The organism is Streptococcus sp. SGI.013 (assembly GCF_050315295.1).
GTDB classification, from domain to species: Bacteria; Bacillota; Bacilli; order Lactobacillales; family Streptococcaceae; genus Streptococcus; species Streptococcus porcorum.
The window spans coordinates 73,195-99,185 of the sequence record NZ_JBNPOS010000002.1; the positions used below are offsets into that span (position 1 = coordinate 73,195).

Consider the following 25,991-nt stretch of genomic DNA (forward strand, 5'->3'; position numbering starts at 1 on the left):
AAAATAAGCATTTCCAATTGGAAGTGCTTATTTGTATATTATAGAAATTATTTTATTGTGTTCCGCTAGCAGAGCTAGATGGTGTAGTATTGGTTTGACTACTAGCTGTAGTTTGTTCTTCTGTTGAACTTACTGCTGAAGAGCTATCAGTTGTTAGGGTGCTACTGGTCACTGTTGTTGTATCTTCCTCATCATCATTTTCAACAGATTGGCTAGTGTAAGTTGCATTACGACTAGCAGCAGTTGCATTACTTGTGTCGGCTACGGCTGTATTTCTTGTGCTTGCACCATCTAAGAAAAGATAGCCGCCACTACGGTATAGACCATCTGGCATTGTCCAATCAGAATTACCATAAGGGTTGAGGTAGGTCATCATAGAACGGTAGATGTCGGCTGCAAGATCGAGCTGATCACCATATAGCGGAGTAAGGCGATTTTTATAACCCGTCCAAACTGCCATAGAGTACTGCGGAGTATATCCGACAAATGACTCGTCTGGAGCCATTGTACCAACAGAGTCTGTTGAAATTCCTGTATCGTATGCAATTTGAACTAGTTCATCATCTGTGTAGTTTGATGTCCCTGTTTTACCAGCTTGGAAGACTCCAGAGATAGCAGCGTTAGTACCTGTACGATAGCTGAGAACAGTTTTCATCATATCTGTCATCATATAGGCTGTTGTTTCCTTCATCGCTCGGTTTCCAACAGGATCATATGTTTTGACGCTACCGTCATTAAATTCAATTTTATTAACGTACTGAGGTTTATAGTAAATCCCACCGTTTGAGAAGGCGGCATAAGCAGCAGCCATCTTTTCGCTACTTGCTCCGTATTGAGAGTCTGTGCTGCTGGTATTACTTGAGATAGCATTGGCATAAACCATTTCAGGATAATTAATACCAAGTTTGTTCAAGAAAGCTAAGGCATTATCTAGTCCTGCAGCCTCAAGTGCACGCGCAGCGGGGACGTTACGTGACTGTTGAATAGCTGTTTGCATACTCATCCAACCGTTATATTGACGATCCCAGTCGAATAGTTGAATGTCTGTTCCAGGCCAAGTATAATAAGAGTCATTTAGCAGTTGGCCAGTTGAGCTGTAAGCTCCGTAATCAATAGCTGGTGCGTACGCGGAGATAGTTTTCATGGCAGATCCCCAATCGCGATCGGTTAGAACGGCTTGGTTGGTTCCAAATGAGACAGCTTCATCTTGATTACGTGCTCCAAGTTGTGCGATTACTTTACCATTAGTAACATCGATAACTGTAGAGGCTGCTTGAAGGCTATCATTTGGATAAGCAACATAGTCATAAGTGTTAAAGATGTTATAAAGTTGCTGCTGCGCTTCACTGTTAACATTGGTATAGACTTTCATACCAGATTTAAAGATATCAGCACCTGTCTGTTCTTGAACCTCTTCAATAACTTGTTTAAGATAGTTATCCATATAAGCTGGGTAGCTAGATTCTTGAACGAGTTCTTGTAAGCCATCTGTGACGGGAGTATTGATAGCCGTTTTGTATTCTTCCTCGGTAATGTGTTCAAATTCATACATTCTTTGAAGAACGGTATCACGTCTAGCTTTTGCAGCATCAGGATTGGTATAAGGATCGTATTGGTTAGGAGCTTGGGGCATTCCAGCAAGAAGTGCTAATTGTGCGATGGAGAGATCTTTGAGATCTTTGTGATAATACTCTTTAGCAGCCGTTAGCATCCCATAGGTTCCGTTTGCCATATAGACTTTATTGATGTAGTATGTTAGGATTTCCTGTTTGGTGTATTTTCGCTCGAGTTGAAGAGCAAGCCAAGCTTCTTGTGCTTTACGTTTTAAGGTTTGATCTTCTTCTGAGGTTGAAAAATAAGTCAGTTTAATCAATTGTTGATCAAGTGTCGATCCCCCTTGAGTTGTGCTACTTGTTAAATTGTGTAGCGCAGAGCTGGCGATACGGAAGATATCTATTCCACGATGTTTAAAATAACGATGGTCCTCAATGGAAGTAATGGCGTTAACCAAGTCGAGAGGAATATTATCTGCTGTAACACTTTCACGGTTTTCAGAACCAAGTTCACCGATTAAGTTGTTTTCACTATCATAAACCATACTGAGATTGGTAGCTTTTAATTGCTTTTCAGATAGTTTAGGTGCTGAGCTGATGTAGAAGAGGAAGAGAAGACCACCTGCTACAATTATAAAAATAGTCAGACTAAGAGTAATACTGAGAGCGTATTTTAAAAATTTGAGTATGCTTTCTTTTTTGATGTTAATCACCGCCTAAAAAATTTTTTTCAATAATGTCTAGATAAGGAACTTGTGGAAAAGCAGCTTCCTTTACAAGATATGCCTGTTTTTTGATATAATCAAGAGGCATAGATTTATTCCCTTCCTCAGCTTGATAGAAGTCTATCAAAGCTTTAGCGGGTAAAAGATAAGTTTGCTTAAGACTTGAAAAATGAAGCAATACAAAGGAAATACCACCTTGTTTAAGAACAGCTTCCATATGTTGAATCTGATGGACATGAAAGTTTTTTAGTGGCATAGAGGTTTTTTGCCGAGTTTCTTTTGCTTCAAAATCTAAGTAATGTCCCTTATATACACCAGAGTAGTCAGTGGTTGAGGCCTGCCTAAAATAAGCTTCAACAATCTTAGCACGACTTCGTCTAGGGTAATCTACTTTGACAATTTGAACAGGTGTTGGTTTCTTATGAATTACAGCAAGACCATGATGAAGGTAATAATCATTAGTGGCATTAATAGCTGTTTCAAAGTTCATCCCTCGATTAGCAAAGTTAGTGCTTTTTTTCTGGGACGAGGTACCAACAGAGCGTCTTGAAATCGTATGAGGGTATTTTACCATTTTCCTCCCTCTGACTTATGATATTGTGGTTTACTTCAAAATTAAACCCTATCCATTATACCATATTTTTTAAAAGGACAAACATTTATGACTGTAATTCTTGTATCAGGCTATAAAAATACTGACCTAGGCATTTTTAAAGACAATGATCCACGTATTGTGATCATCAAAAAGGCAATCAAAAGACAATTAGAACGCTACTTAGATGCAGGTTTGAAATGGCTGATTTTTACAGGGAATTTAGGTTTTGAATATTGGGTGTTAGAAGTTGCTCAAGATCTTAAGAGAGAGTATGATTTTTCTATAGGAACCGTTTTTTGTTTTGCTAATCAGGGAGAAAATTGGAATGATAGCAACCGAGAGAAATTAGCTGCTTTTAAGCAAGTAGATTTTGTGAAATATAGCTATGAAGCTTATCAAAATCCTACACAATTTCGATGTTACAATGAATTTTTAGTTGAAAACAGTGATGGGGCCTATCTCTTTTATAGTCATGAACATGAAACAAATCTGAAATATCTATATGATAAGATGGTAGAGAAAGAAAATTATCCCATTAAAATATTAGATTTTGATGAGTTAAATGAAATATTTTATGAAGAATAGTCCTGAAAGAGACTTTATTCTTGCAATTTTTCATCAAATTTTGTAATATAAATAACAATGGGTATTTTTAATATCTATTTTAAGAATGAACAGTATGGAGAATAGAAGATGTCTAATATTAAATTTTCACCAAAAGATATTTTTGAACAAGATTTTAAAACTAATATGAGAGGCTATAGTAAAGAAGAGGTAGACGAATTTCTTGATGATGTCATCAGAGATTATGAGGCTTATGAGGAGCTAGTTAAGACCCTTCGTGAGGAGAATAAAAAACTCAAAGAGGAGCTAAAGACACGTACAGTTGCAACAACACAATCTGCATCAGCTAAAGTTAATTTTGCTCACTCAGCTCAAGGTTCAATGGCGTCAAGTACTGCTATTTCAACGCCTAAATCAGAAGCAAGTCGTCCAGCAACTGCAACTACTGCAGTGACAAATTTTGATATTTTAAAACGAATTAGCCGTTTAGAAAAAGAAGTATTTGGTAAGCAAATTATCGAATAGAAGTGTCGTGCAATTTTTGGATAATCGCGTGGTAGCTCTCTACCATGAGGAAAGTCCATGCTAGCACTGGCTGTGATGCCAGTAGTGTTTGTGCTAGGCGAATGCATAAGCCTAGGGACGTCTTTGACGTTACGGCGGCTAAAATGGCTAAGTCTTTAGATATGCCAGAGTAGGTCTGAAAGTGCCACAGTGACGAAGTTTTTATGGAAACGTAAAAAATGGAACGCGGTAAACCCCTCAAGCTAGCAACCCAAACTTTGGTCGGGGCATGGGATGGATGGAAACGAACAGAAATCCTGACTGTTTAAGCAGTAGACAGATGATTATCGAAGGTGGTAGGACCTAGTACCACTGGAACAAAACATGGCTTATAGAAAATTGCATAAATAGGGTTGGAGCTGGGAGAAATCTTTGGCTCCTTTATTTAATATAAAGAGGATAAAATGAAGGAAAAATTTAAATTGGTAGCGACAGCTGCGGCAGGGCTAGAGGCAGTTGTTGGCCGTGAGATTCGTGATTTAGGTTTGGAATGCCAAGTAGAAAATGGAAAGGTTATTTTTGAAGGAGGCGTTAAAGAGATCATCGAGACGAATCTTTGGCTTCGATCAGCCGATCGCATCAAAATTGTGGTCGGCGAGTTTCAAGCTAGAACGTTCGAGGAATTATTCCAAGGAGTTTTTGCTCTAGACTGGGAAAATTATCTTCCATTGGGATGTCGTTTTCCGATTTCTAAGGCAAAGTGTGTCAAATCTAAGTTACACAATGAGCCTAGCGTGCAGGCTATAACTAAAAAAGCTGTTGTTAAAAAGTTGCAAAAACATTTTCATCGTCCAGAAGGGGTTCCTTTGATGGAAAATGGTGCAGAGTTTAAAATAGAAGTCTCACTATTAAAAGACAGAGCAACATTATTACTTGATACAACAGGCTCTAGCTTATTTAAACGTGGTTACCGTACAGAGAAAGGTGGGGCACCGATTAAGGAAAATATGGCTGCCGCGATTATCCAACTCTCCAACTGGTATCCAGACAAGCCTCTCATTGATCCAACCTGTGGATCAGGAACCTTTTGTATTGAGGCGGCGATGATTGGGATGAATATTGCACCAGGCTTTAATCGTGACTTTGCCTTTGAACAGTGGAACTGGGTTGATTCTAACTTAGTTCAAACTGTGCGTGATGAAGCTGAAAGTAAGGCTGATTATGATGTCGAATTAGATATTTCAGGATTTGATATTGATGGACGGATGATCGATATCGCTAAGAAAAATGCTGAGGAAGCTGGACTTGCAGATGTCATCAAATTGAAACAAATGCGTCTTCAAGACCTAAAAACCGACAAAATCAATGGGGTTATTATTTCAAACCCTCCATATGGGGAGCGATTGTTGGATGACAAAGCAGTGGACATCCTGTATAATGAAATGGGGCAGACCTTTGCTCCGCTGAAAACGTGGAGTAAGTTTATCCTAACAAGCGATGAACACTTTGAGACAAAATATGGTAGTCTTGCTGATAAAAAACGAAAACTTTATAATGGGACTTTAAAAGTTGATTTATATCAATATTTTGGTGAACGAGTAAGACGTCAGATAAAAGAGAAAGGGAATAGCGGTGTCAAATAAAGAGAATCAAAATCAACAGCAAGAAGAAGGAGTCTTGGAGTTAAAAGAGGCTCAAAATATGACGGTTGAAGAAGCTAAACGGAAGGGCTCAGAATTACAAGTAGGTATTTCTGAAGAAGATAGCGTTTTAGATAAATATATTAAACGTCATCGTGAGGAAATTGCTGATCGTAAGTTTACAACAGAATCTGGAGAAGATATTTCGTTTAAGGATTTAGATACGTCTGCACTGGATAAGTTTATTAAAAAGCAAAAAGAAGAACTAGCTACTGCTGGTTTAATTAATGAGGCTGTTTTATCAGAGACAGAAGATGATGAACAAGAAACTAAAATCATTCCTTCCCCAGTTCTTGAGGCGTCTAAAAAAGATGAGATTTTAAGTCAAGAGCAACGAAATATATTGCCAGAAGATGAGGTTCAAGTGGGAACCGAGGAAGACTTATTTGCTTTAGAGGAGGAAGAACAAGATCCAGTTTATAAAAATAAAAAATTGATTTTTGCTCTATTAGGGGCTCTTGTAGTAGGAATTTTTGGGATTGCTTATGGCTTAAATTATTTTAGTAATCAAGCCACAACTACTAGCTCTTCCTCAACTTCAAAGAGTTCAACAGCTAAAAGTAAAACCAGTTCATCTTCAACTGAGAAAACAGCTAGCCAAGAAGATGTGACGAATTTTGAAAATCTTTATAAGAACTTCTTTGTAGATGAAGAGCAAACAAAACTAAAAAATAGCGAATTTGCTAATCTTTCATCCTTAGAGGAAGCTTTGAAAAAGCTTGAAGGAACAACGGCTTATGATGATGCTAAATCAAAGTATGACAAATTAAGTAAAGCTATTGCAACCACACAAGCTGTGAATGCTCAGTTTGAATCTGCAGCCATTGTTGATGGTGAGGCTGTTGCAGATGTAGCAGTTAAATCTGATGCTAATTTTGACAGCATTACAACCGATATGAAAAATACAGGGAATGCTATTTTGGATAGCTTGTTACAGCAAGTTATCACAAGTGGGAGAACTCAACAGTCAGGAGGAGTAGCTGCTGTAACAAATACTTCGGAGGTTAGCGTACCAGCGACAGGTTCTGATGTAGTGGCGGTAACGGAAGAGGCAGCAACAACTCCGTCATCAGAAACAAGTTCTCAAACCAGTGAGGTAACTCAAACTGTACCAGCAGCATCAGCTACAACAATAGCTTCGACTAGCTATGGTATTCAAAATTATGATCCAGCAATTTTACAACGTCAGATGAGCCGTGTTCCTTATAACGAAACGGCTGTAGCAGACAAAACAAATGCAGCTTGGATTTTCACCCCAGGAGTAATGGAAAAAATTATAGCAACCTCACAAGCTAGAGGTTACATCACAGGCAATGAATTCATTCTTGAGCCGGTTAACATTATTAACGGTGTTGGTTACTACAATATGTACAAACCAGATGGCACTTACCTATTTTCTATTAACTGTAAGACAGGTTATTTTGTTGGTAATGCTTCAGGAAATTCAGATGCTCTAGATTTTTAAAAAAAATACAGGTCCACTTAATAAAGTGGCCTGTATTTTTTTAAATAATATGACGCTCAAAAGCTTGATCTGAGATTCCTTGTTCTAAAATAAGTTTAGCCCATTCTTTTGCTGAAAAAAGACTGTGGTCCTTGTAATTACCGCAGGACTCAATAGTTGTTCCAGGGACATCTTCCCAAGTTGTCTTTGTGGCGATTTCTTCTAGACTAGATTTGATAACTTTAGCAATCTCAGTTGCTGTAGGCTGCCCCCAGACAATCATGTGAAAGCCTGTTCGGCACCCAAATGGTGAGCAATCTATAAGTCCGTCCATGCGTTGACGAATCAATTTAGCTAAGAGGTGTTCGATAGTGTGTAAGCCAGACGTAGGAATAGCATCCTCGTTTGGTTGAACCAGTCTGACATCAAAGTTAGTAATGACATCTCCCTTTGGCCCAAATTCTTCTGAAATCAATCGGATATAAGGGGCTTTTACAATTGTATGATCAAGCTCAAAGCTTTCGACAGTAACATCTTTTGGCATGTTTTTTCTCCTTTTTTATTGGTACAGTTATCATATCATATTTTGTCAGCAAATGGGTTGGTTTTTTCATTGTGAAAAGGCTTAATTTATGTTAAAATAGAATTCGGTTTTCTATCGAAAATAGAAAAAAGATATTAAGGAGGAAGACATGCTAAATGTGATTTTAGCACTTGTTTTTTCTCTCATTGGTTTAGTCCTTGGTTATGTTGTTATTTCAGCTCGATTAAAGTCGGCTAAAGAAGCAGCAGAACTAACGCTTTTAAATGCTGAACAAGATGCTGTTAATTTAAGAAGTCAAGCTCAAGTAGATGCTGAACAGATTAAACAAACGGCAGACAGAGAAGGTAAAGCTTATAAAAAAGAGTTACTTTTAGAGGCAAAGGAAGAAGCTAGAAGATATCGTGAAGAGATTGAAAAAGAGTTTAAATCCGAAAAGCAAGAGTTGAAACAAATGGAAACACGTCTAACAGAACGTGCCTCTTCTCTTGATCGTAAGGATGAAAATTTGAGTGGAAAAGAAAAGCTACTCGAACAAAAAGAACAAAGTCTTTCAGATAAATCTAGATACATTGATGAGCGTGAAGAACAAGTTGCCCAATTAGAAGAAGAAAAGAAATCAGAATTAGAACGCGTTGCTGCCATGACTATTGCAGAAGCGCGTGAGATTATCTTAACAGAGACAGAGAATAACTTAACTCATGAGATTGCCAGTCGCATAAAAGAAGCGGAGCTTGAGGTTAAAGATAAGTCTGATAAGATGGCTAAGGATTTGTTATCTCAAGCGATGCAACGCCTTGCTGGTGATTATGTGACAGAGCATACTATTACAACAGTCCACCTGCCAGATGATAGCATGAAAGGACGGATTATCGGTCGAGAAGGGCGTAATATTCGTACTCTTGAGAGTTTAACTGGTATTGATATTATCATCGATGACACACCAGAGGTGGTTGTTTTATCAGGATTTGATCCGATTCGCCGAGAGATTGCTCGAATGACTCTTGAAGCTCTTATTCAAGATGGACGGATTCATCCAGCCCGTATCGAAGAGTTGGTTGAAAAAAATCGACTAGAGATGGATCACCGTATCCGAGAATATGGAGAAGCGGCCGCTTTTGAGATTGGTGCTTTGAATTTGCATCCTGATTTGATTAAAATCATGGGACGGTTACAGTTTAGGACAAGCTACGGGCAAAATGTTCTCCGTCACTCTGTAGAAGTTGGTAAGCTCGCTGGTATTTTAGCAGGTGAGTTGGGTGAGAATGTTGCGCTAGCTCGTCGAGCAGGTTTCTTGCATGATATGGGGAAAGCTATTGATCGTGAGGTCGAGGGGAGTCATGTTGAGATTGGAACAGAATTTGCCCGCAAATATAAAGAGCATCCTGTTGTAGTGAATACAATTGCTAGCCACCATGGAGATGTTGAACCAGATAATGTTATTGCGGTTTTAGTTGCCGCGGCAGATGCCTTGAGTTCAGCTCGTCCAGGAGCTCGTAATGAATCAATGGAAAATTATATTAAGCGTCTTCGTGATTTAGAAGAGATTGCGACAAGTTTTGATGGTGTACAAACTAGTTTTGCCCTCCAAGCAGGACGTGAAATTCGAATCATGGTTCAACCGAATAAAGTCTCTGATGATCAAGTGACGATTTTAGCACATAAGATTCGTGAAAAGATTGAACAAAACTTGGATTACCCAGGAAATATTAAGGTAACGGTCATTCGCGAGTTACGTGCGATAGATTATGCAAAATAAAAAGACAGCTTTGGCTGTTTTTTTATTGGCCAGAGGTATCTAGCATAGAGATAAGTATTGAAAAAATAGATGATTTTTGATAAACTAGGTAGAAAGACAATTAAGGAGACAAGATGACGGAACGTGGTTTATTGATTGTTTTCTCAGGCCCATCAGGTGTGGGAAAAGGGACAGTCAGACAAGAAATTTTTAGTCACCCAGGCAATAAATTTGAATATTCAGTATCAATGACGACACGTCCACAACGTCCAGGTGAGGTTGATGGTGTAGACTATCATTTCCGTACGCGCGAAGAGTTTGAAGAACTCATCAAGCAAGGGCAGATGTTAGAGTATGCTGAGTATGTTGGAAATTATTATGGCACGCCCTTAACCTATGTCAATGAGACCTTAGATAAAGGGATTGATGTTTTCCTTGAAATTGAAGTACAAGGAGCGCTTCAAGTTAAATCAAAAGTGCCAGATGGTGTCTTTATTTTTTTAACGCCACCTGATTTAGAAGAATTAAAAGGTCGTCTTGTTGGACGTGGTACAGATAGCGCAGATGTCATTCACCAACGTATTGAACGTGCTAAAGAAGAGATTGCCTTGATGCGTGAGTATGATTATGCCGTTGTTAACGATGAGGTTCCTTTAGCAGCGGAGCGTGTGAAACGTATTATTGAAGCAGAACATTTTCGTGTTGATCGTGTCATCGGACGTTATACGGATATGGTTGCTATTGAGACAAAAAGATAAAAATAGAAAAGTGGTAAAAAGTTATGATGTTAAAACCGTCTATTGATAAGTTGTTGGACAAGGTACCATCAAAGTACTCTCTTGTAATTTTACAAGCAAAACGCGCACATGAATTAGAAGCAGGTGCAGAGCCTACTCAAGAGTTCAAATCTGTGAAATCTACCTTGCGTGCCTTAGAGGAAATTGAGTCTGGTAATGTTGTAGTTCATCCAGATCCAGAGTCTAAGCGTCAAGCTGTCCGCCGTCGTGCAGAGGAGGCTCGCTTAGCAGCAGAAGAGGAAGAACGTAAAATCAAAGAACAGATTGCAAAAGAAAAAGAAGAAGAAGGAGAAAAAATCTAAGGTTGTTTCAATCTTAGATTTTTCAATTCAATCGCTAAAGGAAGAATAGGAGGAGAGAGATGCCTAAAATTGCTAAAGTTATTGTGGATATTCCACTACAGCAGACGGATAAACCCTTCTCTTACCTTGTTCCAGAAGGGACTTTTATTGCTGAGGGAATGCGTGTTCATGTTCCATTTGGACGTGGCAATCGGCTTTTACAAGGATTTGTGGTTGGTTTGGAGGACAATGAGGGGAAAGAGTTAAAAACGATTGGTGAGGTTCTTGATTTAGAACCAGTTTTGAGCCAAGAACAGCTCTTTTTAGCAGATCAAATGAGAAAAACTGTTTTTTCTTATAAAATCTCCATCTTAAAAGCCATGTTGCCAAATCTACTACAGTCAACCTACGACAAATGGTTAGAAGCTGAAGAAATCTTATCCGAGGAGGACAGGAGTGTACTTTTTAAAGGAAAATCGGGTATTTTATTTTCAGACTTATCACCTGTTTTAAGAGAGAAAGCAGCGCAATTCGTTAGCCAAGGGAAAATCAAGGTGACTTATCTGGCAAAAGATAAGCAAACGATTAAAACTGAAAAACACTATCAAGTTAGGGTGTCTAGATTACAGGAGCACACTATTAGTAATCGGGCGAAGAAACGTCAGCAGTTAAAGGACTATCTTCTACTAAAATCTTCTTATAAGGGAACCTTAAAGGAATTATATGACTTATTTTCTCGTGATGTAGTGACTTATTTTGTCAAAGAAGGTTTACTAGAGGTGGTAGAGGTTGCTGTTAACCGCAGTGATATCTATTTTGAGGGGATAGAAAAAGAGACTTTCCTTGCCTTAAATGAAGAGCAGAATCAAGCGGTTAAAGCCATCCTTTCTCAAGTAGGAGAAAATCGTCCGACTCTCTTACAAGGGATTACTGGTAGTGGCAAAACAGAAGTCTATCTTCATGTTATTGATCGGGTACTGAAGATGGGGAAAACAGCGATTGTCCTGGTTCCTGAGATTTCTCTAACCCCTCAGATGACGAAGCGTTTTATTTCTCGATTTGGAGAAAAGGTAGCGATTTTACACTCAGGCTTGTCTGATGGTGAGAAATATGATGAATGGCGCAAGATAAAAAATAAGGAGGCTCAAGTAGTAGTTGGAGCTAGATCTGCAATCTTTGCGCCCTTAGATAATATTGGTGCCATTATAATTGACGAGGAGCATGAATCCTCCTATAAACAAGAGTCTAATCCTAGATATCATGCTCGTGATGTTGCTATTTTACGTGCCAATTATCATGGGGCTAGTTTGGTTTTAGGGAGTGCAACACCAAGTATTGAAAGTCGTGCACGCGCCAGTAAAGGCGTCTATCGTCATCTTTTACTGACCAAGCGTGCCAATCCTTTGGCGCAGATTCCAGATGTGGCTATTGTTGATTTTAGGGACTATATTGGACAACAAGAGCTCTCTAATTTCACGCCTCCTTTGTTAGAAAAAATAGGAGAGCGTTTGGCTAAGAAAGAGCAGATTGTCTTAATGCTAAATCGACGTGGTTATTCCAGTTTTGTCATGTGCCGTGATTGTGCTTATGTAGATACTTGTCCTAATTGTGATATTTCCTTGACGCTCCACATGGATACCAAGACGATGAATTGCCATTACTGTGCTTATGAAAAGTCTATCCCAAGGCTATGCCCTAATTGTCATTCTAGAAGTATCCGTTATTATGGAACAGGCACTCAAAAGGCTTATGATGAGTTATTAGAAGCTTTTCCTAATGCTAGGATCATCCGAATGGATGTTGATACAACGCGTCAAAAAGGGGCTCATGAGACTTTGCTGGATCAGTTTGGAAAAGGAGAGGCTGATATTTTATTGGGAACTCAGATGATTGCTAAGGGCTTGGATTTTCCTAATGTGACCTTAGTAGGAGTTTTAAATGCCGATACGGCTTTAAATCTGCCAGATTTTAGATCGAGTGAGCGTACTTTTCAACTTTTAACGCAAGTAGCTGGTCGTGCTGGTCGTGCAGACAAGGCTGGCGAAGTTCTTATTCAAACTTATAATCCAAAGCATTATGCCATTGCCCTAGCAAAAGAGCAGGACTATGAGGCATTTTATCGTCATGAGATGGCTATTCGCCATCAAATGCAGTATCCTCCCTACTACTATACGGTTGGACTGACCTTATCTCATAAAGATGAAGGAGTGGTGACGCAAAAAAGTTACGAGGTACTAGCCTTGTTGAAAGAACATCTGTCTTTGCAAGCCAAGTTTTTAGGACCAGCTCCAAAACCTATTGCAAGAACCCACAACCTTTACCATTATCAAGTCATGATCAAGTATCGTTTTGAGGATCATTTGGAGGAGGCTCTAAATCAGATTTTAGCTTGGACTCAACTTCCAGGTCAAAAAGATTTACGCTTGATTATTGACCATGAGCCACAGAATTTTGTCTAATACATGGCTGTGGTATAATAGAAAAAAGAATTTAGAGGTATGACATGACAAAATTGATTTTTATGGGAACACCAGATTTTTCTGCGACGGTCCTAGATGGCTTGTTATCACATTCAGACTATCAGATTTTAGCTGTGGTGACACAACCTGATCGCGCAGTGGGACGTAAAAGAGAAATAAAGATGACGCCTGTCAAAGAGTTGGCACTTGAAAAAGGTTTGCCAATCTATCAACCAGAAAAACTATCAGGCAGTCCAGAGATGGATGAGTTGATGGCGCTAGGTGCAGATGGGATTGTGACAGCAGCTTTTGGACAGTTTTTACCAGAAAAACTCTTGCAATCTGTTTCATTTTCAGTTAACGTACATGCTTCGCTTCTACCCAAATACCGTGGAGGAGCCCCAATTCACTATGCAATTATTAATGGGGAAAAAGAAGCAGGAGTGACCATTATGGAGATGGTTAAGAAGATGGATGCCGGAGATATGATTTCAAAACGTGCCATTCCCATCACAGATGAGGATAATGTTGGGACCATGTTTGCCAAATTAGCAGTGGTTGGACGTGATTTGCTTCTTGCTACCCTTCCAGATTATATAGCAGGTCATTTGAAGCCTGAGCCTCAAGATGAGAGTCAGGCTACGTTTTCTCCTAATATCACAGCAGAAGAGGAAAGTTTGGAATGGTCAAAGAGTTCGCGTGAGCTCTTTAATCAGATTAGAGGGATGTACCCGTGGCCAGTAGCTCATACGCTTTATCAAGGAAAACGCTTTAAAATTTATGAAGCCACTCCAGTTGAAGGGGAAGGGATTCCTGGTCAGGTGATTGAAAAAACCAAGAAGAGTCTAATTGTAGCAGCAGGAAATGGCGCTTTATCGCTGAAAACAGTACAGCCTGCTGGTAAGCCTAAGATGGCAGTTGTGGACTTTTTAAATGGTGTTGGGCGTGAGATACAAGTAGGTGATCAATTTGGCCAGTGATTGGAAAAAGACAAGTCGTGGACAGGCGCTTCAGATTTTAGAAGAAGTTTTTAGAGATGGAGCGTATTCTAATATCGCTCTGAATAAGCAGTTAACACAATCACACCTATCTGATAAAGATAAAGGTTTGGTTACTGAGATTGTTTATGGGACAGTTGCTAGAAAACTGACGTTAGAATGGCATCTAGCTTATTTTATTGAGGATCGTGACCGCTTGGAGCCATGGGTTTACACCCTTTTGTTACTGAGTCTCTATCAAATGCTTTACTTAGATAAGGTCCCTAATCATGCCATTGTAAATGATGCGGTTACCATTGCTAAAAATCGTGGGAATAAAAAAGGTGTAGAGAAACTGGTTAACGCTGTCTTACGCCGCATTGAGCGTGAAGGTGTTAGAGACTTTTCAACGATTAAACGTATCAATAAGCGCTATTCCATCCAATATTCTTTGCCGGTTTGGTTAGTAAAAAAATTGATTGAGCAGTTTGGGGTAGAGCGGGCAGAAGCTATTTTTAAGAGTTTATTTGTTAGAAATAAAGCTAGTGTTCGTGTTGCAAAGGTATCGGATTTGGAGTACTTGGCACAGGCTACCCAGTCAGAAAAGTCCATCTTGTCACCGGTAGGCTTAGTCAAATCATCAGGACATTTTGCAGCTAGTCAAGCCTTTAAAAATGGACAAATAACTATCCAAGATGAAACGAGCCAGTTGGTAGCACCTACTTTAGAAATAGAGGGGTGGGAGACCATGCTTGATGCTTGTAGCGCACCAGGTGGAAAAACGGTTCATATGGCTTCTTATCTAACCAGCGGTCATATTACAGCGCTTGATCTCTATGATCATAAATTAGCTCTCGTAAATGAAAATGCTCAACGAATGGGAGTAGCCGATAAGATTAGCACACAAAAGTTAGATGCAACGCAAGTGCATGCACATTTTCCAAAAGAACATTTTGATAAAATTTTAGTTGATGCTCCCTGCTCTGGGATTGGTCTTATTCGTCGTAAACCAGATATTAAATATAATAAAGATAATCAAGATTTTCTGTCTTTACAGAAAATTCAATTGGAAATCCTATCTAGCGTTTGTCAAACACTAAAAAAAGGTGGTATAATAACCTATAGCACTTGTACTATTTTTAACGAGGAAAATCAAGATGTGATCGCCAAATTTTTAGAACAGCACCCTGATTTTGAACAAGTAGCACTTAAACATCCCAAATCAGAGATTGTTGTGGAAGGTTGTTTAATGATCACACCTGAACAATTTATGACAGATGGTTTTTTCATAGCTCAGCTAAGAAAAAAACTATAAACTGTTGAAGGAGGAACCTGACCTAGTCAGAATAATCATAGTATGAAAATTTCAGTTTTAACAGATATTGGACAAAAACGTTCAAGTAATCAAGACTATGTTAATAAATATGTTAATAAATCAGGGGTTACACTGATCGTTTTAGCCGATGGCATGGGTGGACACAGAGCGGGGAATATCGCTAGCGAATTGACTGTAACAGAATTTGGTTGTGCATGGGTAGATACTGATTATCAAGACCCAAACAGCATCATGGACTGGCTTAGAATGATGGTTGACGTGGTGAATCGTCGCGTTCATGAGTTAGGACAAGATGAAGAGTTTAAAGGTATGGGGACAACTGTAGAAGCAGCGGCTATTATTGGTAGTCACTTGGTTTATGCTCATGTTGGAGATTCTCGTATCAGCCTCATTAGAGATCAATCTTATACACAGTTAACGAGTGATCATTCTTTGGTGAACGCTTTGGTTAAAGCTGGTCAAATTACTCCAGAAGAAGCAGAGGTACATCCTCAAAAAAATATTATCACACAGTCCATCGGACAAGCCAATCCTGTTGAGGTTGATTTAGAGGAAGTAGGGCTCTTATCAGGGGATCTTATTTTGATGAATAGTGACGGTCTAACCAATATGGTGTCTTCGCAAGAAATCACAGAGATTCTTCAAAATTCAGAAATGACCTTAGATACCAAAGCTCAGACACTCATTGATAAAGCCAATCAAGCAGGAGGTTTTGATAATATTACAGTTGCTCTCGTAGAAGTTGAAAGTGAGGATGAGTAATGATCCAGATTGGCAAATTATTTGCTGGGCGTTACCGTATTCTTAAATCAATCGGTCGTGGAGGCATGGCTGATGTATATTTGGCAAATGATTTGATTCTGGATAATGAAGAAGTAGCTATTAAAGTTCTTCGGACAAATTATCAAACAGATCAGGTTGCTGTGACACGATTTCAGCGTGAGGCACGTGCCATGGCTGAATTGGATCATCCTAATATTGTGTCGATTCGTGATATTGGTGAAGAAGACGGTCAGCAATTTTTAGTAATGGAATATGTTGATGGCGAGGACTTAAAGAAATATCTGCAAGATCATGCTCCGCTTTCTAATCAAGTCGCTGTCAGGATAATGCAAGAAGTCTTGTCTGCTATGACTTTAGCCCATCAAAAAGGGATTATCCACAGGGATTTAAAACCACAAAATGTCTTGTTAACACGAGACGGGCATGCTAAGGTAACTGATTTTGGTATTGCTGTTGCTTTTGCAGAGACGAGTTTAACCCAGACTAATTCGATGTTAGGAAGTGTGCATTATTTATCACCTGAGCAAGCTAGAGGCTCGAAGGCAACAGTTCAAAGTGATATTTATGCTATGGGGATTATGTTGTTTGAAATGTTGACGGGGCACATTCCTTATGATGGTGATAGTGCTGTCACGATAGCGTTGCAACATTTTCAAAAACCTCTACCATCAATTTTATCCGAAAATCCTACTGTTCCTCAACCATTGGAGAATGTCGTTATTCAAGCAACTGCTAAAAAATTAACGAATCGTTATCAGTCAACGATGGATATGCTGATGGATTTACGGACGTGTTTACATCCTAGTCGAGCTAAAGAAGCTAAAGTAAAATTTGAAGATCAGACTGACACACGAATTTTACCTAAAGCTGAGCCTAGCACAGCCATAACCAGTAGGGATCAACTGTTAAAAACACAGTCCAATAAAAAGCTAGGTTCCGATAAAGCACTGGATGCTTTGCCAGAGGCTGAAAACGCTACTACAAAAACTTCCAAGAAACCTGTTAAAAAGAAAAAGCGTGGCTTCCTAAGAGCTATGTTAACCATGTTACTTTTCTTGGTTTTAGCTAGTTCAGCTGCTTTTGCTTATTTTGCTTTTACTGGTCCCTCTACTGTTCAAGTTCCAGATGTCACTGGTAAAACATTGGAAGCGGCGAAATCAGAACTGGAAGCACAGGGATTTATAGTAGGAACGGTTTCAGAATCAGCTAGTGACAGTGTGGAGTCGGGGATAGTCATCTCTACGGATCCTAAAGCAGGAACTTCCCGAAAATCTGGTGCTACTGTTGGCATCACTGTTTCTAAAGGGATTAGTGGGATAACTTTAAAAGATTATGTGGGACAAGACTATGAAACAGTAAAAAGTGAGTTAATATCAGAATATGGTATAGATGAGAGCCGTATTGTTAAAAAAGAAGTTTCCACGAGTGAGTACACAGAAGGAACAATTATTGATCAAACTCCTTCCGCAAATAATACATTTACTGTAAACGGAAGTGACCAAATTGTATTTAAAGTAGCAGTTGAAGACATGGTATCTATTCCAAATCTGGTTGGGATGACTTACGCGGATGCTAAGAGTATTCTACAAGATTTAGGAATAAAGTCATCTCGAATTAAAACAGATATTAGTAATCCCTCTAGTCAAGCCATTGTGTATGCTCACTATCCTTATTATGGGGAGCAGTTTAGCCTAGGTTCAAATGATAATATTACCTTGTACTTGTCAGAGGAAACTGAAGACTCCTCTAGTACAGAGGAAGTACAAAGCTACAGTGAGAGCGCAAGTAGCAGTTCAAGTTCATCATCTAGTTCTCATTCTAAGACCAGTTCGGATTCTAGTACAGATACGACAATGACTGAAACAGACTCTAGTACAGATACAGAAAGTAGTTCAACTGAGTAGTGAATATAGAAGCTTTTAGATTTTTCTAAAAGCTTTTTATGTTCAAATCAAGTCTCAGTTTATGTTTAGATAAGACTATAACTTGTAATGAGATTGGGTTGTTTTATTTTTTCAGACTTCTGACGGATGAAAAGATGAAAGCCTTTTGTTACAATAATAAATTGAAGGGAGTCCTATGAGAAAGTTTCAATTATTTTTATTGGCAGAAGCCCTCTTGTTAACAATGGCAGCTGTCACAATTTTAGCAAATAGTGTGTCACGCTTTGTTCTAATTTTAGTATTAACCTTTATTGCTTTAAAATTTTATAACTTAGGAGATAAAATCAATTTTTGGTTGACGACTAGTTTGTTGATTTTGTTTATGATTGTCATGTTAAATCCTTATGTGATTGCTGGTTTGTTATTAGCTGTTGCTTACACTGTTATCAATCATTTTGCTCAAGTTAAGAAAAAAAATCGTGAAGCGATTTTACACTTTGTTGAAAATGGAGTTGCTTTACGTCATAATCCGCATCAATGGATTGGCTATCAGATGCATCTGGATAATGATTCTTATGTTTTTGATGATATTAATGTCATTCGCTTAAGTGGGACAGATGTCATTAATTTGAATGATGTTATTTTGACAGGTTGTGACAATGTTATTGTTATTCGTAAAGTCTATGGGCCAACAAAGATTATCGTTCCTGTTGATGTGGGAGTAAAATTGGATTTGAGTTGTATTTATGGTAATATTAGTTTTCTCGATCAAACTGATTATGACTTGCGTAATGAGGCTATCAAATTACAGAGTAGTGGCTACCCAGATGCCGTGAAAAAGGTAAAAGTCGTGATTAATATTATTGCAGGTCAAACTGAGGTGGTGAGAGCATGAAAAAAAGTCAGATTTTATTGCTCTTTTTCTATGCTAGTGTGACAGTCTTTTGCATTGTTTCTGTCATCCTTGATAGTTTTGGACTCACCATCAAGACCATCTCAGAAGATTTTTTTGCCTTACAGCAATTCATTTTTTCTATTATTTTGTTGACGGTTTCATTGACAGCGATGCTGCTTTTTGTTTCCATTGTGGCAGATTATAATTCCAAAAGGCTGCTGAATAAAGACCTTCGTCATATTTTAAATAACAAGCCGATTTCTAAACAAGATGATACAGATTTGGGAAAAACAGTGACCTTATTATCCGATAAGATGAATCAGTTAACCATGAATTTGCAAAACACGGTCAATTTAGAGATTATTGACAAGCAAGAGATTATTCAAAAAGAACGAAAACGGATTGCAAGGGATCTCCATGATACTGTTAGTCAAGAGTTGTTTGCCTCTGCTATGATGGTATCGGGTCTAGCAACTAGCTTGGATTTTTTGGACAAGGAGCAGTTAAATGAGCAGTTAATTGGTATTGAGGGGATTATCAATAAGGCTCAAAGTGATCTTAGGGTTCTCTTGTTGCATTTGAGACCCACTGAATTAGAGGGTAAGACCCTTTCTCAAGGTTTTGAAATGATTCTAAAGGAATTGACAGACAAAAGTGAGATTGAAGTGGTTTACCATGAAAATGTCACCAAGCTTCCAAAGACCATTGAGGCGAATCTTTTTAGGATTGCTCAAGAATTTATTAGTAATACGCTACGCCATGCAGATGCTACTTGTCTAGAAGTTTACCTGAATCAGACAGAAAATCATATCCAGCTAAAGATGGTCGATAATGGAAAAGGCTTTGATTTAGCCCAAGTAAGAGAGCTCAGTTACGGTTTAAAAAATATTGAAGATCGAGTTAAAGATATGGCAGGAACAATTAAGTTGATGTCTGCAAAAGATAGGGGAGTTTCGATGGATATACGCATTCCCTTAGTAGAAGGAGAAAAGAATGGAGATAACTAAGATTATTTTGATAGATGATCATGAGATGGTTAGAATGGGGTTAAAGAGTTTTCTGAATTTACAACCTGATATTGAGGTTATTGGTGAGGCGAGCGATGGTAAAGCAGGCATTGAGCTTGCTCTTGCTTTAAAACCAGATGTTGTGGTGATGGATCTTGTCATGCCTGAGATGAATGGTGTTGAAGCTACTTTGGCTATTTTAAAAAAATGGAAAGAAGCTAATATTTTAGTTCTAACTTCTTATCTTGATAATGAAAAAATTTATCCCGTGATTAAAGCAGGAGCTAAGGGCTATATGTTAAAAACTTCTAGCGCTGCTGAAATTTTAAATGCGATTCGTAAGGTTAGCTGTGGTGAATTAGCGATTGAAACAGAGGTAGATAAAAAAATTAAGGATTATCAAAACCATCCAGAACTTCATCAGTCTCTTACGGCTAGAGAACGCGATATATTAGCCTTATTAGCGAAAGGATATGATAACCAAACTATTGCAGATGAGCTTTTTATCTCCTTAAAAACAGTAAAAACACATGTTTCAAATATTCTAGCCAAACTAGAGGTAGATGACCGCACACAAGCAGTTGTCTATGCTTTTCAACATCATTTGGTCCCACAAGATTAAAATCCATGTTATAATAAGTAGGAGCGAATAAAAGGAGAAGCGATATGGATGCAAAGACAAAGTATAAAGCTAAAAAAATAAGAGCTGTCTTTTTTGATATTGATGATACCTTACGAGTCAAAGATACAGGCTATATGCCAGAATCTGTTACGGCTGTTTTTAACAGTTTAAAGGCAAAAGGAATTCTGACAGGGATTGCTTCAGGACGTGCCATGTATGGTATTGTTCCTGAGATTCGTGACTTAGATCCTGATTATTTTGTAACGATTAATGGTAGTTATGTTCGGGACAAAAAAGGTCAGGAAATTGTCAATCAACCCTTGGCACCAGAAATTACTAAATTATATGTCAAATGGTGTCGTGAGATAGGAATTGAATATGGATTTGCAGGAAAAGACAAGCCAGTTGTTTCTAGCCGTTGTCGCTTGATTGATGATGCCATGATGCCTGTTTATGGCATGTGTGATGTCGATCCAGACTTTCATCTGACCAATGATGTCTATCATATGTGGACATTCTCAGAAGACAATGATAACTTGGTATTGCCAAAAGAGTTAGCTGAGCAAGTTCGCTTAGTTCCATGGCACAAGCACTCATCAGATGTCGTTCAATTGGGGATATCGAAAGCTTCTGGCGTTAATTCAGTTCTAGAAAAGGAACAATTAACTCCTGCTAATCTTTTAGTATTTGGAGACGGTCCAAATGATATGGAAATTTTTGATTATGCTGGTTTAAAAATTGCCATGGGAAATGCTGTCAATGAGCTAAAAGAAAAAGCAGATTATGTAACCGATAAAGTAGAAGAAGATGGCATTTTTAATGCCTTGGAGAAATTAGGTATGGTAGAAAAAGAATTAAACTTTCCACAATTAAACTTAGAAGCGCACAATGGTCCAAAAGCCACTATTAAAACGAATCACGGTGATTTAGTCGTTAAATTATTCCCTGAACAAGCCCCTAAAACAGTAGCAAACTTTATTGCTTTGTCAAAAGATGGCTACTATGACGGTGTCATTTTCCACCGCATTATTAAAGATTTTATGATTCAAGGTGGTGACCCAACAGGAACAGGGATGGGAGGAGAGTCCATCTACGGCGAGAGCTTTGAAGATGAATTTTCAGAAGAATTGTATAATTTACGTGGGGCTCTTTCCATGGCAAACGCAGGACCAAATACTAACGGCAGTCAATTCTTTATTGTTCAAAATAAAAACTTCCCTTATAATGCTAAGGAGTTAGAGCGTGGCGGATGGCCAAAAGAAATTGCTGAGGTTTATGTTAATGGTGGCACTCCTCACCTAGATCGTCGCCACACTGTTTTTGGTCAGTTAGCAGATGAGGCTTCATTTGAAGTGCTAGATGCCATTTCCGCAGTGGAAACAGATAGTGCCGATAAGCCAAAAGAAGATGTTGTTATTCTTGGTGTAGAGGTTGTGGACTAATGAAAATTGGTCAAAAAGTCAGAGGAACCATTACAGGGATTAAGCCTTATGGTGCCTTTGTCAGTCTTGAAAATGGTACGATGGGTTTGATTCATATATCAGAAATTAAGACAGGTTATATTGACAATATTTACCATGTCTTAAGTGTTGGGCAAGATGTGCTGGTTCAAGTGGTTGATTTTGATGAATTTACTCAAAAAGCTAGTCTCTCCCTTCGAACACTTGAGGAGGAAAAGCATCACTTTCAACATCGTCACCGTTTTTCAAATAGTCGCTATAAGATTGGATTTAAACCTTTAGAGGAACACTTACCAATTTGGACTAAGGAAGCTCTAGAGCATTTGAATAAAGATTAATAAACTCAGGCTAGATTTCTAGCCTGAGTTTTGTTTTCTTTGCATAAAAAAAGTAAGGATAAATACCTTACTTCATAATATACTACACTTCAAAATCATAGAGAGCTGTAGAGAGATAGCGTTCACCATTATCAGCTAAAATTGCAAGTACTTTTTTACCAGCTCCTAATTCTTTTGCCACTTCGAGTGCTGCATGGATGGCTGCTCCAGAAGAAATTCCCACAAGGAAACCTTCTTTACCTCCAATTGCACGTCCTGTTGCAAGAGCATCATCTGACTTTACACGAATAATCTGGTCATAAGCATCTGTATCAAGTGTTTCTGGGATGAAGCCAGCTGAGATTCCTTGGATTTTATGTGGTCCAGGAGCTTCACCTGAGAGAACTGCTGACTCATCAGCTTCAACGGCATAAATTTTGACATCAGGATTAGTTTTTTTCAAAACGTGGGAAACACCAGAAATTGTTCCGCCAGTTCCAATTCCAGAAACAAAAGCATCTAGTCCTGTTTCTCCAAATGCTTCAATGATTTCAACACCTGTTGTTTCTTCGTGAATTTTAGGGTTAGAAGGATTGACAAATTGGAAAGGAACCCATCCATTTTTTTCTTCTGCAATTTCTTGAGCTTTAGCAATTGCTCCTTTCATCCCTTCGCTACCTGGAGTTAGAACCAACTCTGCCCCGTAAGCTTGAATGATTTTTCGACGCTCGACACTCATAGTTTCAGGCATGACGATGATAACTTTATATCCTTTAGCAGCTCCGACCCAAGCTAGCCCAATTCCTGTATTTCCACTTGTTGGCTCAACAATGGTGTCTCCTGGTTTGATAGTTCCCGCTTTTTCAGCATCTTCGATCATGGCTAAGGCAATACGATCTTTAACGGAAGACCCTGGGTTAAAAGCTTCTAGTTTGACATAAACATCGGCTGCACCTTCAGGTACGAGATGATTTAATTTGATAATAGGAGTTTTTCCAACCAATTCTGTGATATTTTGATAAATTTTTGTCATGTGCTTTACCTCGATAATAGTTTATAGATATCAGTATAGTCCCTATAAGATATAAAGTAAAATACTTATTTTTTATCACCGTGATAAAGAGAAGTTATCAGTTAGTTGGGATAGGAAGTTCGACTAATTTTTTATCACCTTTTTCAATCACGACCTTCCCATGATAGAATTCGATGAGTTTATTGGACACTTCGGTAACTTTTTCATCGTCTAGATAAATCTGAGTTGTGACGTTGACAGAGAAATCAGGATCAAATTCTTGTAAGCCTTCGCTTTGTAAAAAGTTGGAGAAATTTTGATATTGGGGATAGGTGAGTTCAATTTTTAAGCCTTGTAATTCTTTTACTTCAACAATACCAATTTCACGCAAGCCATTGGCAACGCTACCTGCATAAGCGCGAATAAGCCCTCCGGCCCCCAGTTTAACCCCACCAAAATAACGTGTGACAACAGCAACAACATTAGTGATCCCTTGTTTTTCCAAAACGGTTAACATAGGAACACCAGCAGTGCCGCTAGGTTCTCCGTCGTCATTAGAGCGTTTGAGTTGGCCGTCTTCGCCAATAATCATAGCAGAGCAGGAATGAGTGGCTTTGTAGTGTTCTTTTTTGATTTGAGCGATGAAGTCTCGTCCTTCTTCTTCGCTATTAATCCGTTTAAGCTGACAAATAAACCGTGATTTTTTAATTTCTTCCTCGGCAGAGCCGTTTTGTTTGATAGTTTTATAGTTCATAAGAAAATTTTACAATTTTTTAGCTCATTTGACAAAGAGATAACGAATAAAATAGTGATGGAAATGTTAGAAAATAAATACGGTCGCTGGTTTGTTAAATCTCAACTAAACTTAGAGGAGCAAGAATTAGCAAGTCAGCTTCCCGCCCTAAAGAAGAAAAGAGGTCAATGGTGGTGTGGCCGTTGCGCTAATCAGGTCAAGTATGTTTTGCCTAGTGGAAAAAAGTATTGTCGGGTTTGTTTGGTCTTTGGAAGGGTGACTGAAGGAGAGCCTATCTATTATTTTAAGCAAGATGTTTTTCCAAAAAACGATTATCTGATTTGGAAAGGCCAACTGACACCTTATCAAAAAGAAGTATCAGACGTTCTTTTAAAAGCAGTGGATCAAAAAGAAGCGATTTTAGTTCATGCTGTCACAGGTGCAGGTAAAACAGAAATGATTTATCAGACCTTAAATCAAGAGTTAAAAAAGGGGCATGCCATTGCCTTAGTTAGCCCCAGGCGTGATGTTTGCGTTGAGTTATATAAACGGTTGAGTAAGGATTTTTCCTGTCCTATTTCTCTTTTACATGGTGAGAGCGAGCGCTATGTTAGAAGTCCTTTGGTTATTGCGACGACTCACCAACTTTTGAAATTTTATCGAGCCTTTGACCTAATCATTATAGATGAAGTGGATGCCTTTCCTTTTGTCGATAATAAAATGCTCTATCATGCCGTGGACAGTAGTTTGAAAAAAGAAGGAGTGAAAGTCTTTTTGACTGCTACTTCAACAGATGAACTAGATAAACAAGTGAGAAAAAAAGTTATCAAAAAGGTGGATTTAGCAAGACGATTTCATAGTCATCCCTTAGTGGTTCCTAAAACCGTTTGGCTAGGAGATTGGAAGAAGTTGAGACAAAAGCAAAGACTTTCTAAAAAATGGCGTTATTATTTTGAACGACAAAGAAAAACAGGTTACCCTCTCTTAATTTTTTATCCTAATATTGAAGAAGGGAGTCATTTTGTTAAGCTCTTATCACAGCTGTATCCCAAAGAAGCTATAGGTTTTGTTTCTAGTCAAACACTAACACGCTCAGAGCAAGTTGAAGCATTTAGAACAGGGAAGTTGAATGTCCTAGTTGCCACAACAATTTTAGAACGGGGAGTGACCTTTCCATGTGTCGATGTTTTTGTACTAGAGGCAAATCATCGTTTATTTCAATCGTCTTCTTTGGTTCAGATTTCGGGAAGAGTAGGACGGGCAAGTGAGCGCCCTTATGGAGAATTGCTCTTTTTTCATGATGGTATTAGCCGAGCAATGAAAAAAGCGATTCATGAGATTAAAGTTATGAATAAAAAAGGTGGGTTTTGATGCTTTGCTTACTATGTCATCAAGAAATTTCTTATCAAATAGGTTTTCTAGATATTTTTCTGTTACGCTCAGAAAGAAACAATAGTTGTCAAGAGTGTAAAAATCAATTTCAAAGAATTACTGGCAAGCATTGTCTAAGATGTTTTCGAGCTCATCAAGATTCAGTTTGTCAAGATTGCTTAATGTGGGAAAAGAAGGGAGAGCTAGTTGCACATGAAGCACTCTATGTCTATGACAAGCAAATGAAAGAGTATTTTAGCCGCTTTAAATTTCAAGGTGATTACCATCTTGCTGCTGTTTTTTCAAGGGAGTTAAAGCAAGTTTTAAAGAAATATAAAGGCTACACTATTGTGCCAGTTCCTGTGAGTGAAGAGCGCTATCAAGAGAGAGGATTTAATCAAGTAACAGCTCTTTTAGAGTTTGCAGGATTACCCTATCAAAACTTGGTGTTAAAAAAGGACTCTAAAAAGCAATCGAGTAAAACAAAACAAGAGCGTTTAGCTAGTCATCAGATATTTAGATTAAGAAAACATCAAGCTTTACCCAGTAAAATACTTATTGTAGATGATATTTATACAACAGGAAGTACAATCGCTCTAATGAAAACGCTCTTTACTGAAAAAAATGTGAAAAAAATCAAAAGTTTTTCTCTTTCAAGATAAAAAACGCTTGCAATTTTTCGTGAAAGCGTTAT

General features: G+C 38.4%; 24 protein-coding genes and 1 other RNA gene. 20 read left to right on the top strand and 5 right to left on the bottom strand.

Translation table 11 applies throughout. The annotated features are described in order from the left end of the window. Nucleotides 1-52 precede the first annotated feature (52 nt). Entirely contained in the window at nt 53-2,266 is a 2,214-nt protein-coding gene (pbp1a, locus tag ACQRDX_RS00905; protein ID WP_427893686.1) for a penicillin-binding protein PBP1A, read from the bottom strand. Beyond that, the gene (gene recU / locus ACQRDX_RS00910; protein ID WP_427893684.1) at nt 2,259-2,852 is read right to left on the bottom strand and encodes a Holliday junction resolvase RecU; all 594 of its coding nucleotides are present in this window, start codon (nt 2,850-2,852) and stop codon (nt 2,259-2,261) included. The genes pbp1a and recU overlap by 8 nt, the downstream gene beginning before the upstream one ends. 87 nt (nt 2,853-2,939) lie before the next feature. Here recU and ACQRDX_RS00915 point away from each other — a divergent pair, with 87 nt between their 5' ends. The 5 genes from ACQRDX_RS00915 (at nt 2,940) to ACQRDX_RS00935 (ending at nt 7,106) form a co-directional block, all read left to right on the top strand. Continuing rightward, the gene (locus ACQRDX_RS00915) at nt 2,940-3,458 is read left to right on the top strand and encodes a DUF1273 domain-containing protein (RefSeq protein ID WP_354369432.1); all 519 of its coding nucleotides are present in this window, start codon (nt 2,940-2,942) and stop codon (nt 3,456-3,458) included. A gap of 108 nt (nt 3,459-3,566) precedes the next feature. Then, nucleotides 3,567-3,962 carry a cell division regulator GpsB gene (gene gpsB / locus ACQRDX_RS00920; protein WP_354369430.1) on the top strand — a complete coding sequence of 132 codons (396 nt, stop codon included), beginning with the start codon at nt 3,567-3,569 and terminating at the stop codon, nt 3,960-3,962. Between the two features lie 12 nt (nt 3,963-3,974). Further along, nucleotides 3,975-4,338, top strand: an RNA gene (rnpB, locus tag ACQRDX_RS00925) — RNase P RNA component class B. A gap of 67 nt (nt 4,339-4,405) precedes the next feature. Next, nucleotides 4,406-5,584, top strand: coding sequence for a THUMP domain-containing class I SAM-dependent RNA methyltransferase (locus tag ACQRDX_RS00930; RefSeq protein ID WP_427893682.1), 1,179 nt, complete (start codon nt 4,406-4,408; stop codon nt 5,582-5,584). After that, complete coding sequence (locus ACQRDX_RS00935) at nt 5,574-7,106, top strand: cell division site-positioning protein MapZ family protein (protein ID WP_427893680.1); 1,533 nt, start codon at nt 5,574-5,576, stop codon at nt 7,104-7,106. Before ACQRDX_RS00930 ends, ACQRDX_RS00935 begins: the two co-directional genes overlap by 11 nt. Nucleotides 7,107-7,146: 40 nt before the next feature. Here ACQRDX_RS00935 and ACQRDX_RS00940 read toward each other — a convergent pair whose 3' ends face one another. Continuing rightward, nucleotides 7,147-7,629 (bottom strand): S-ribosylhomocysteine lyase, encoded by a 483-nt coding sequence (locus tag ACQRDX_RS00940; protein WP_427893678.1) that lies wholly within the window; start codon nt 7,627-7,629, stop codon nt 7,147-7,149. Between the two features lie 148 nt (nt 7,630-7,777). Between ACQRDX_RS00940 and ACQRDX_RS00945 the strand changes: the two genes are divergently transcribed. The 13 genes from ACQRDX_RS00945 (at nt 7,778) to ACQRDX_RS01005 (ending at nt 22,202) form a co-directional block, all read left to right on the top strand. Next, complete coding sequence (locus tag ACQRDX_RS00945; RefSeq protein WP_354369422.1) at nt 7,778-9,385, top strand: ribonuclease Y; 1,608 nt, start codon at nt 7,778-7,780, stop codon at nt 9,383-9,385. 113 nt (nt 9,386-9,498) lie between these two features. After that, complete coding sequence (gene gmk / locus ACQRDX_RS00950) at nt 9,499-10,122, top strand: guanylate kinase (protein ID WP_354369870.1); 624 nt, start codon at nt 9,499-9,501, stop codon at nt 10,120-10,122. 23 nt (nt 10,123-10,145) lie between these two features. Then, nucleotides 10,146-10,463, top strand: coding sequence for a DNA-directed RNA polymerase subunit omega (gene rpoZ / locus ACQRDX_RS00955; RefSeq protein ID WP_354369869.1), 318 nt, complete (start codon nt 10,146-10,148; stop codon nt 10,461-10,463). Nucleotides 10,464-10,522: 59 nt separating this feature from the next. Then, nucleotides 10,523-12,901, top strand: a complete 2,379-nt coding sequence (locus ACQRDX_RS00960) for a primosomal protein N' (protein WP_427893675.1) — start codon at nt 10,523-10,525, stop codon at nt 12,899-12,901. A gap of 44 nt (nt 12,902-12,945) precedes the next feature. Then, complete coding sequence (gene fmt / locus ACQRDX_RS00965) at nt 12,946-13,881, top strand: methionyl-tRNA formyltransferase (RefSeq protein WP_427893673.1); 936 nt, start codon at nt 12,946-12,948, stop codon at nt 13,879-13,881. Next, on the top strand, nt 13,871-15,193 hold the full coding sequence (gene rsmB / locus ACQRDX_RS00970; protein WP_427893671.1) for a 16S rRNA (cytosine(967)-C(5))-methyltransferase RsmB: 1,323 nt from the start codon (nt 13,871-13,873) through the stop codon (nt 15,191-15,193). The genes fmt and rsmB overlap by 11 nt, the downstream gene beginning before the upstream one ends. 42 nt (nt 15,194-15,235) lie before the next feature. Beyond that, on the top strand, nt 15,236-15,976 hold the full coding sequence (locus tag ACQRDX_RS00975; RefSeq protein WP_427893669.1) for a Stp1/IreP family PP2C-type Ser/Thr phosphatase: 741 nt from the start codon (nt 15,236-15,238) through the stop codon (nt 15,974-15,976). Further along, a complete protein-coding gene (gene pknB, locus ACQRDX_RS00980; protein WP_427893667.1) occupies nt 15,976-17,901 on the top strand; it encodes a Stk1 family PASTA domain-containing Ser/Thr kinase in 1,926 nt (641 codons plus the stop codon). Before ACQRDX_RS00975 ends, pknB begins: the two co-directional genes overlap by 1 nt. Before the next feature lie 175 nt (nt 17,902-18,076). Further along, nucleotides 18,077-18,775 carry a cell wall-active antibiotics response protein LiaF gene (liaF, locus tag ACQRDX_RS00985; protein ID WP_427893665.1) on the top strand — a complete coding sequence of 233 codons (699 nt, stop codon included), beginning with the start codon at nt 18,077-18,079 and terminating at the stop codon, nt 18,773-18,775. After that, nucleotides 18,772-19,782, top strand: coding sequence for a sensor histidine kinase (locus ACQRDX_RS00990; RefSeq protein ID WP_427893663.1), 1,011 nt, complete (start codon nt 18,772-18,774; stop codon nt 19,780-19,782). The genes liaF and ACQRDX_RS00990 overlap by 4 nt, the downstream gene beginning before the upstream one ends. Beyond that, nucleotides 19,769-20,404, top strand: a complete 636-nt coding sequence (locus tag ACQRDX_RS00995; RefSeq protein ID WP_427893661.1) for a response regulator — start codon at nt 19,769-19,771, stop codon at nt 20,402-20,404. Before ACQRDX_RS00990 ends, ACQRDX_RS00995 begins: the two co-directional genes overlap by 14 nt. Before the next feature lie 44 nt (nt 20,405-20,448). Continuing rightward, nucleotides 20,449-21,846, top strand: a complete 1,398-nt coding sequence (locus ACQRDX_RS01000) for a Cof-type HAD-IIB family hydrolase (RefSeq protein WP_427893659.1) — start codon at nt 20,449-20,451, stop codon at nt 21,844-21,846. Continuing rightward, a complete protein-coding gene (locus ACQRDX_RS01005) occupies nt 21,846-22,202 on the top strand; it encodes a S1 RNA-binding domain-containing protein (protein ID WP_427893657.1) in 357 nt (118 codons plus the stop codon). The genes ACQRDX_RS01000 and ACQRDX_RS01005 overlap by 1 nt, the downstream gene beginning before the upstream one ends. A gap of 82 nt (nt 22,203-22,284) precedes the next feature. On the opposite strand, the gene cysK is transcribed toward ACQRDX_RS01005, so the two are convergent. Continuing rightward, nucleotides 22,285-23,214, bottom strand: a complete 930-nt coding sequence (gene cysK, locus ACQRDX_RS01010) for a cysteine synthase A (protein ID WP_427893655.1) — start codon at nt 23,212-23,214, stop codon at nt 22,285-22,287. Nucleotides 23,215-23,311: 97 nt separating this feature from the next. Beyond that, entirely contained in the window at nt 23,312-23,947 is a 636-nt protein-coding gene (locus ACQRDX_RS01015; protein ID WP_427893653.1) for a YigZ family protein, read from the bottom strand. Nucleotides 23,948-24,004: 57 nt separating this feature from the next. Between ACQRDX_RS01015 and ACQRDX_RS01020 the strand changes: the two genes are divergently transcribed. Both ACQRDX_RS01020 and ACQRDX_RS01025 read left to right on the top strand, forming a co-directional pair. After that, a complete protein-coding gene (locus tag ACQRDX_RS01020; protein WP_427893787.1) occupies nt 24,005-25,297 on the top strand; it encodes a DEAD/DEAH box helicase in 1,293 nt (430 codons plus the stop codon). Further along, the gene (locus tag ACQRDX_RS01025; protein ID WP_427893651.1) at nt 25,297-25,959 is read left to right on the top strand and encodes a ComF family protein; all 663 of its coding nucleotides are present in this window, start codon (nt 25,297-25,299) and stop codon (nt 25,957-25,959) included. Before ACQRDX_RS01020 ends, ACQRDX_RS01025 begins: the two co-directional genes overlap by 1 nt. The last annotated feature ends 32 nt before the right edge of the window (nt 25,960-25,991 follow it).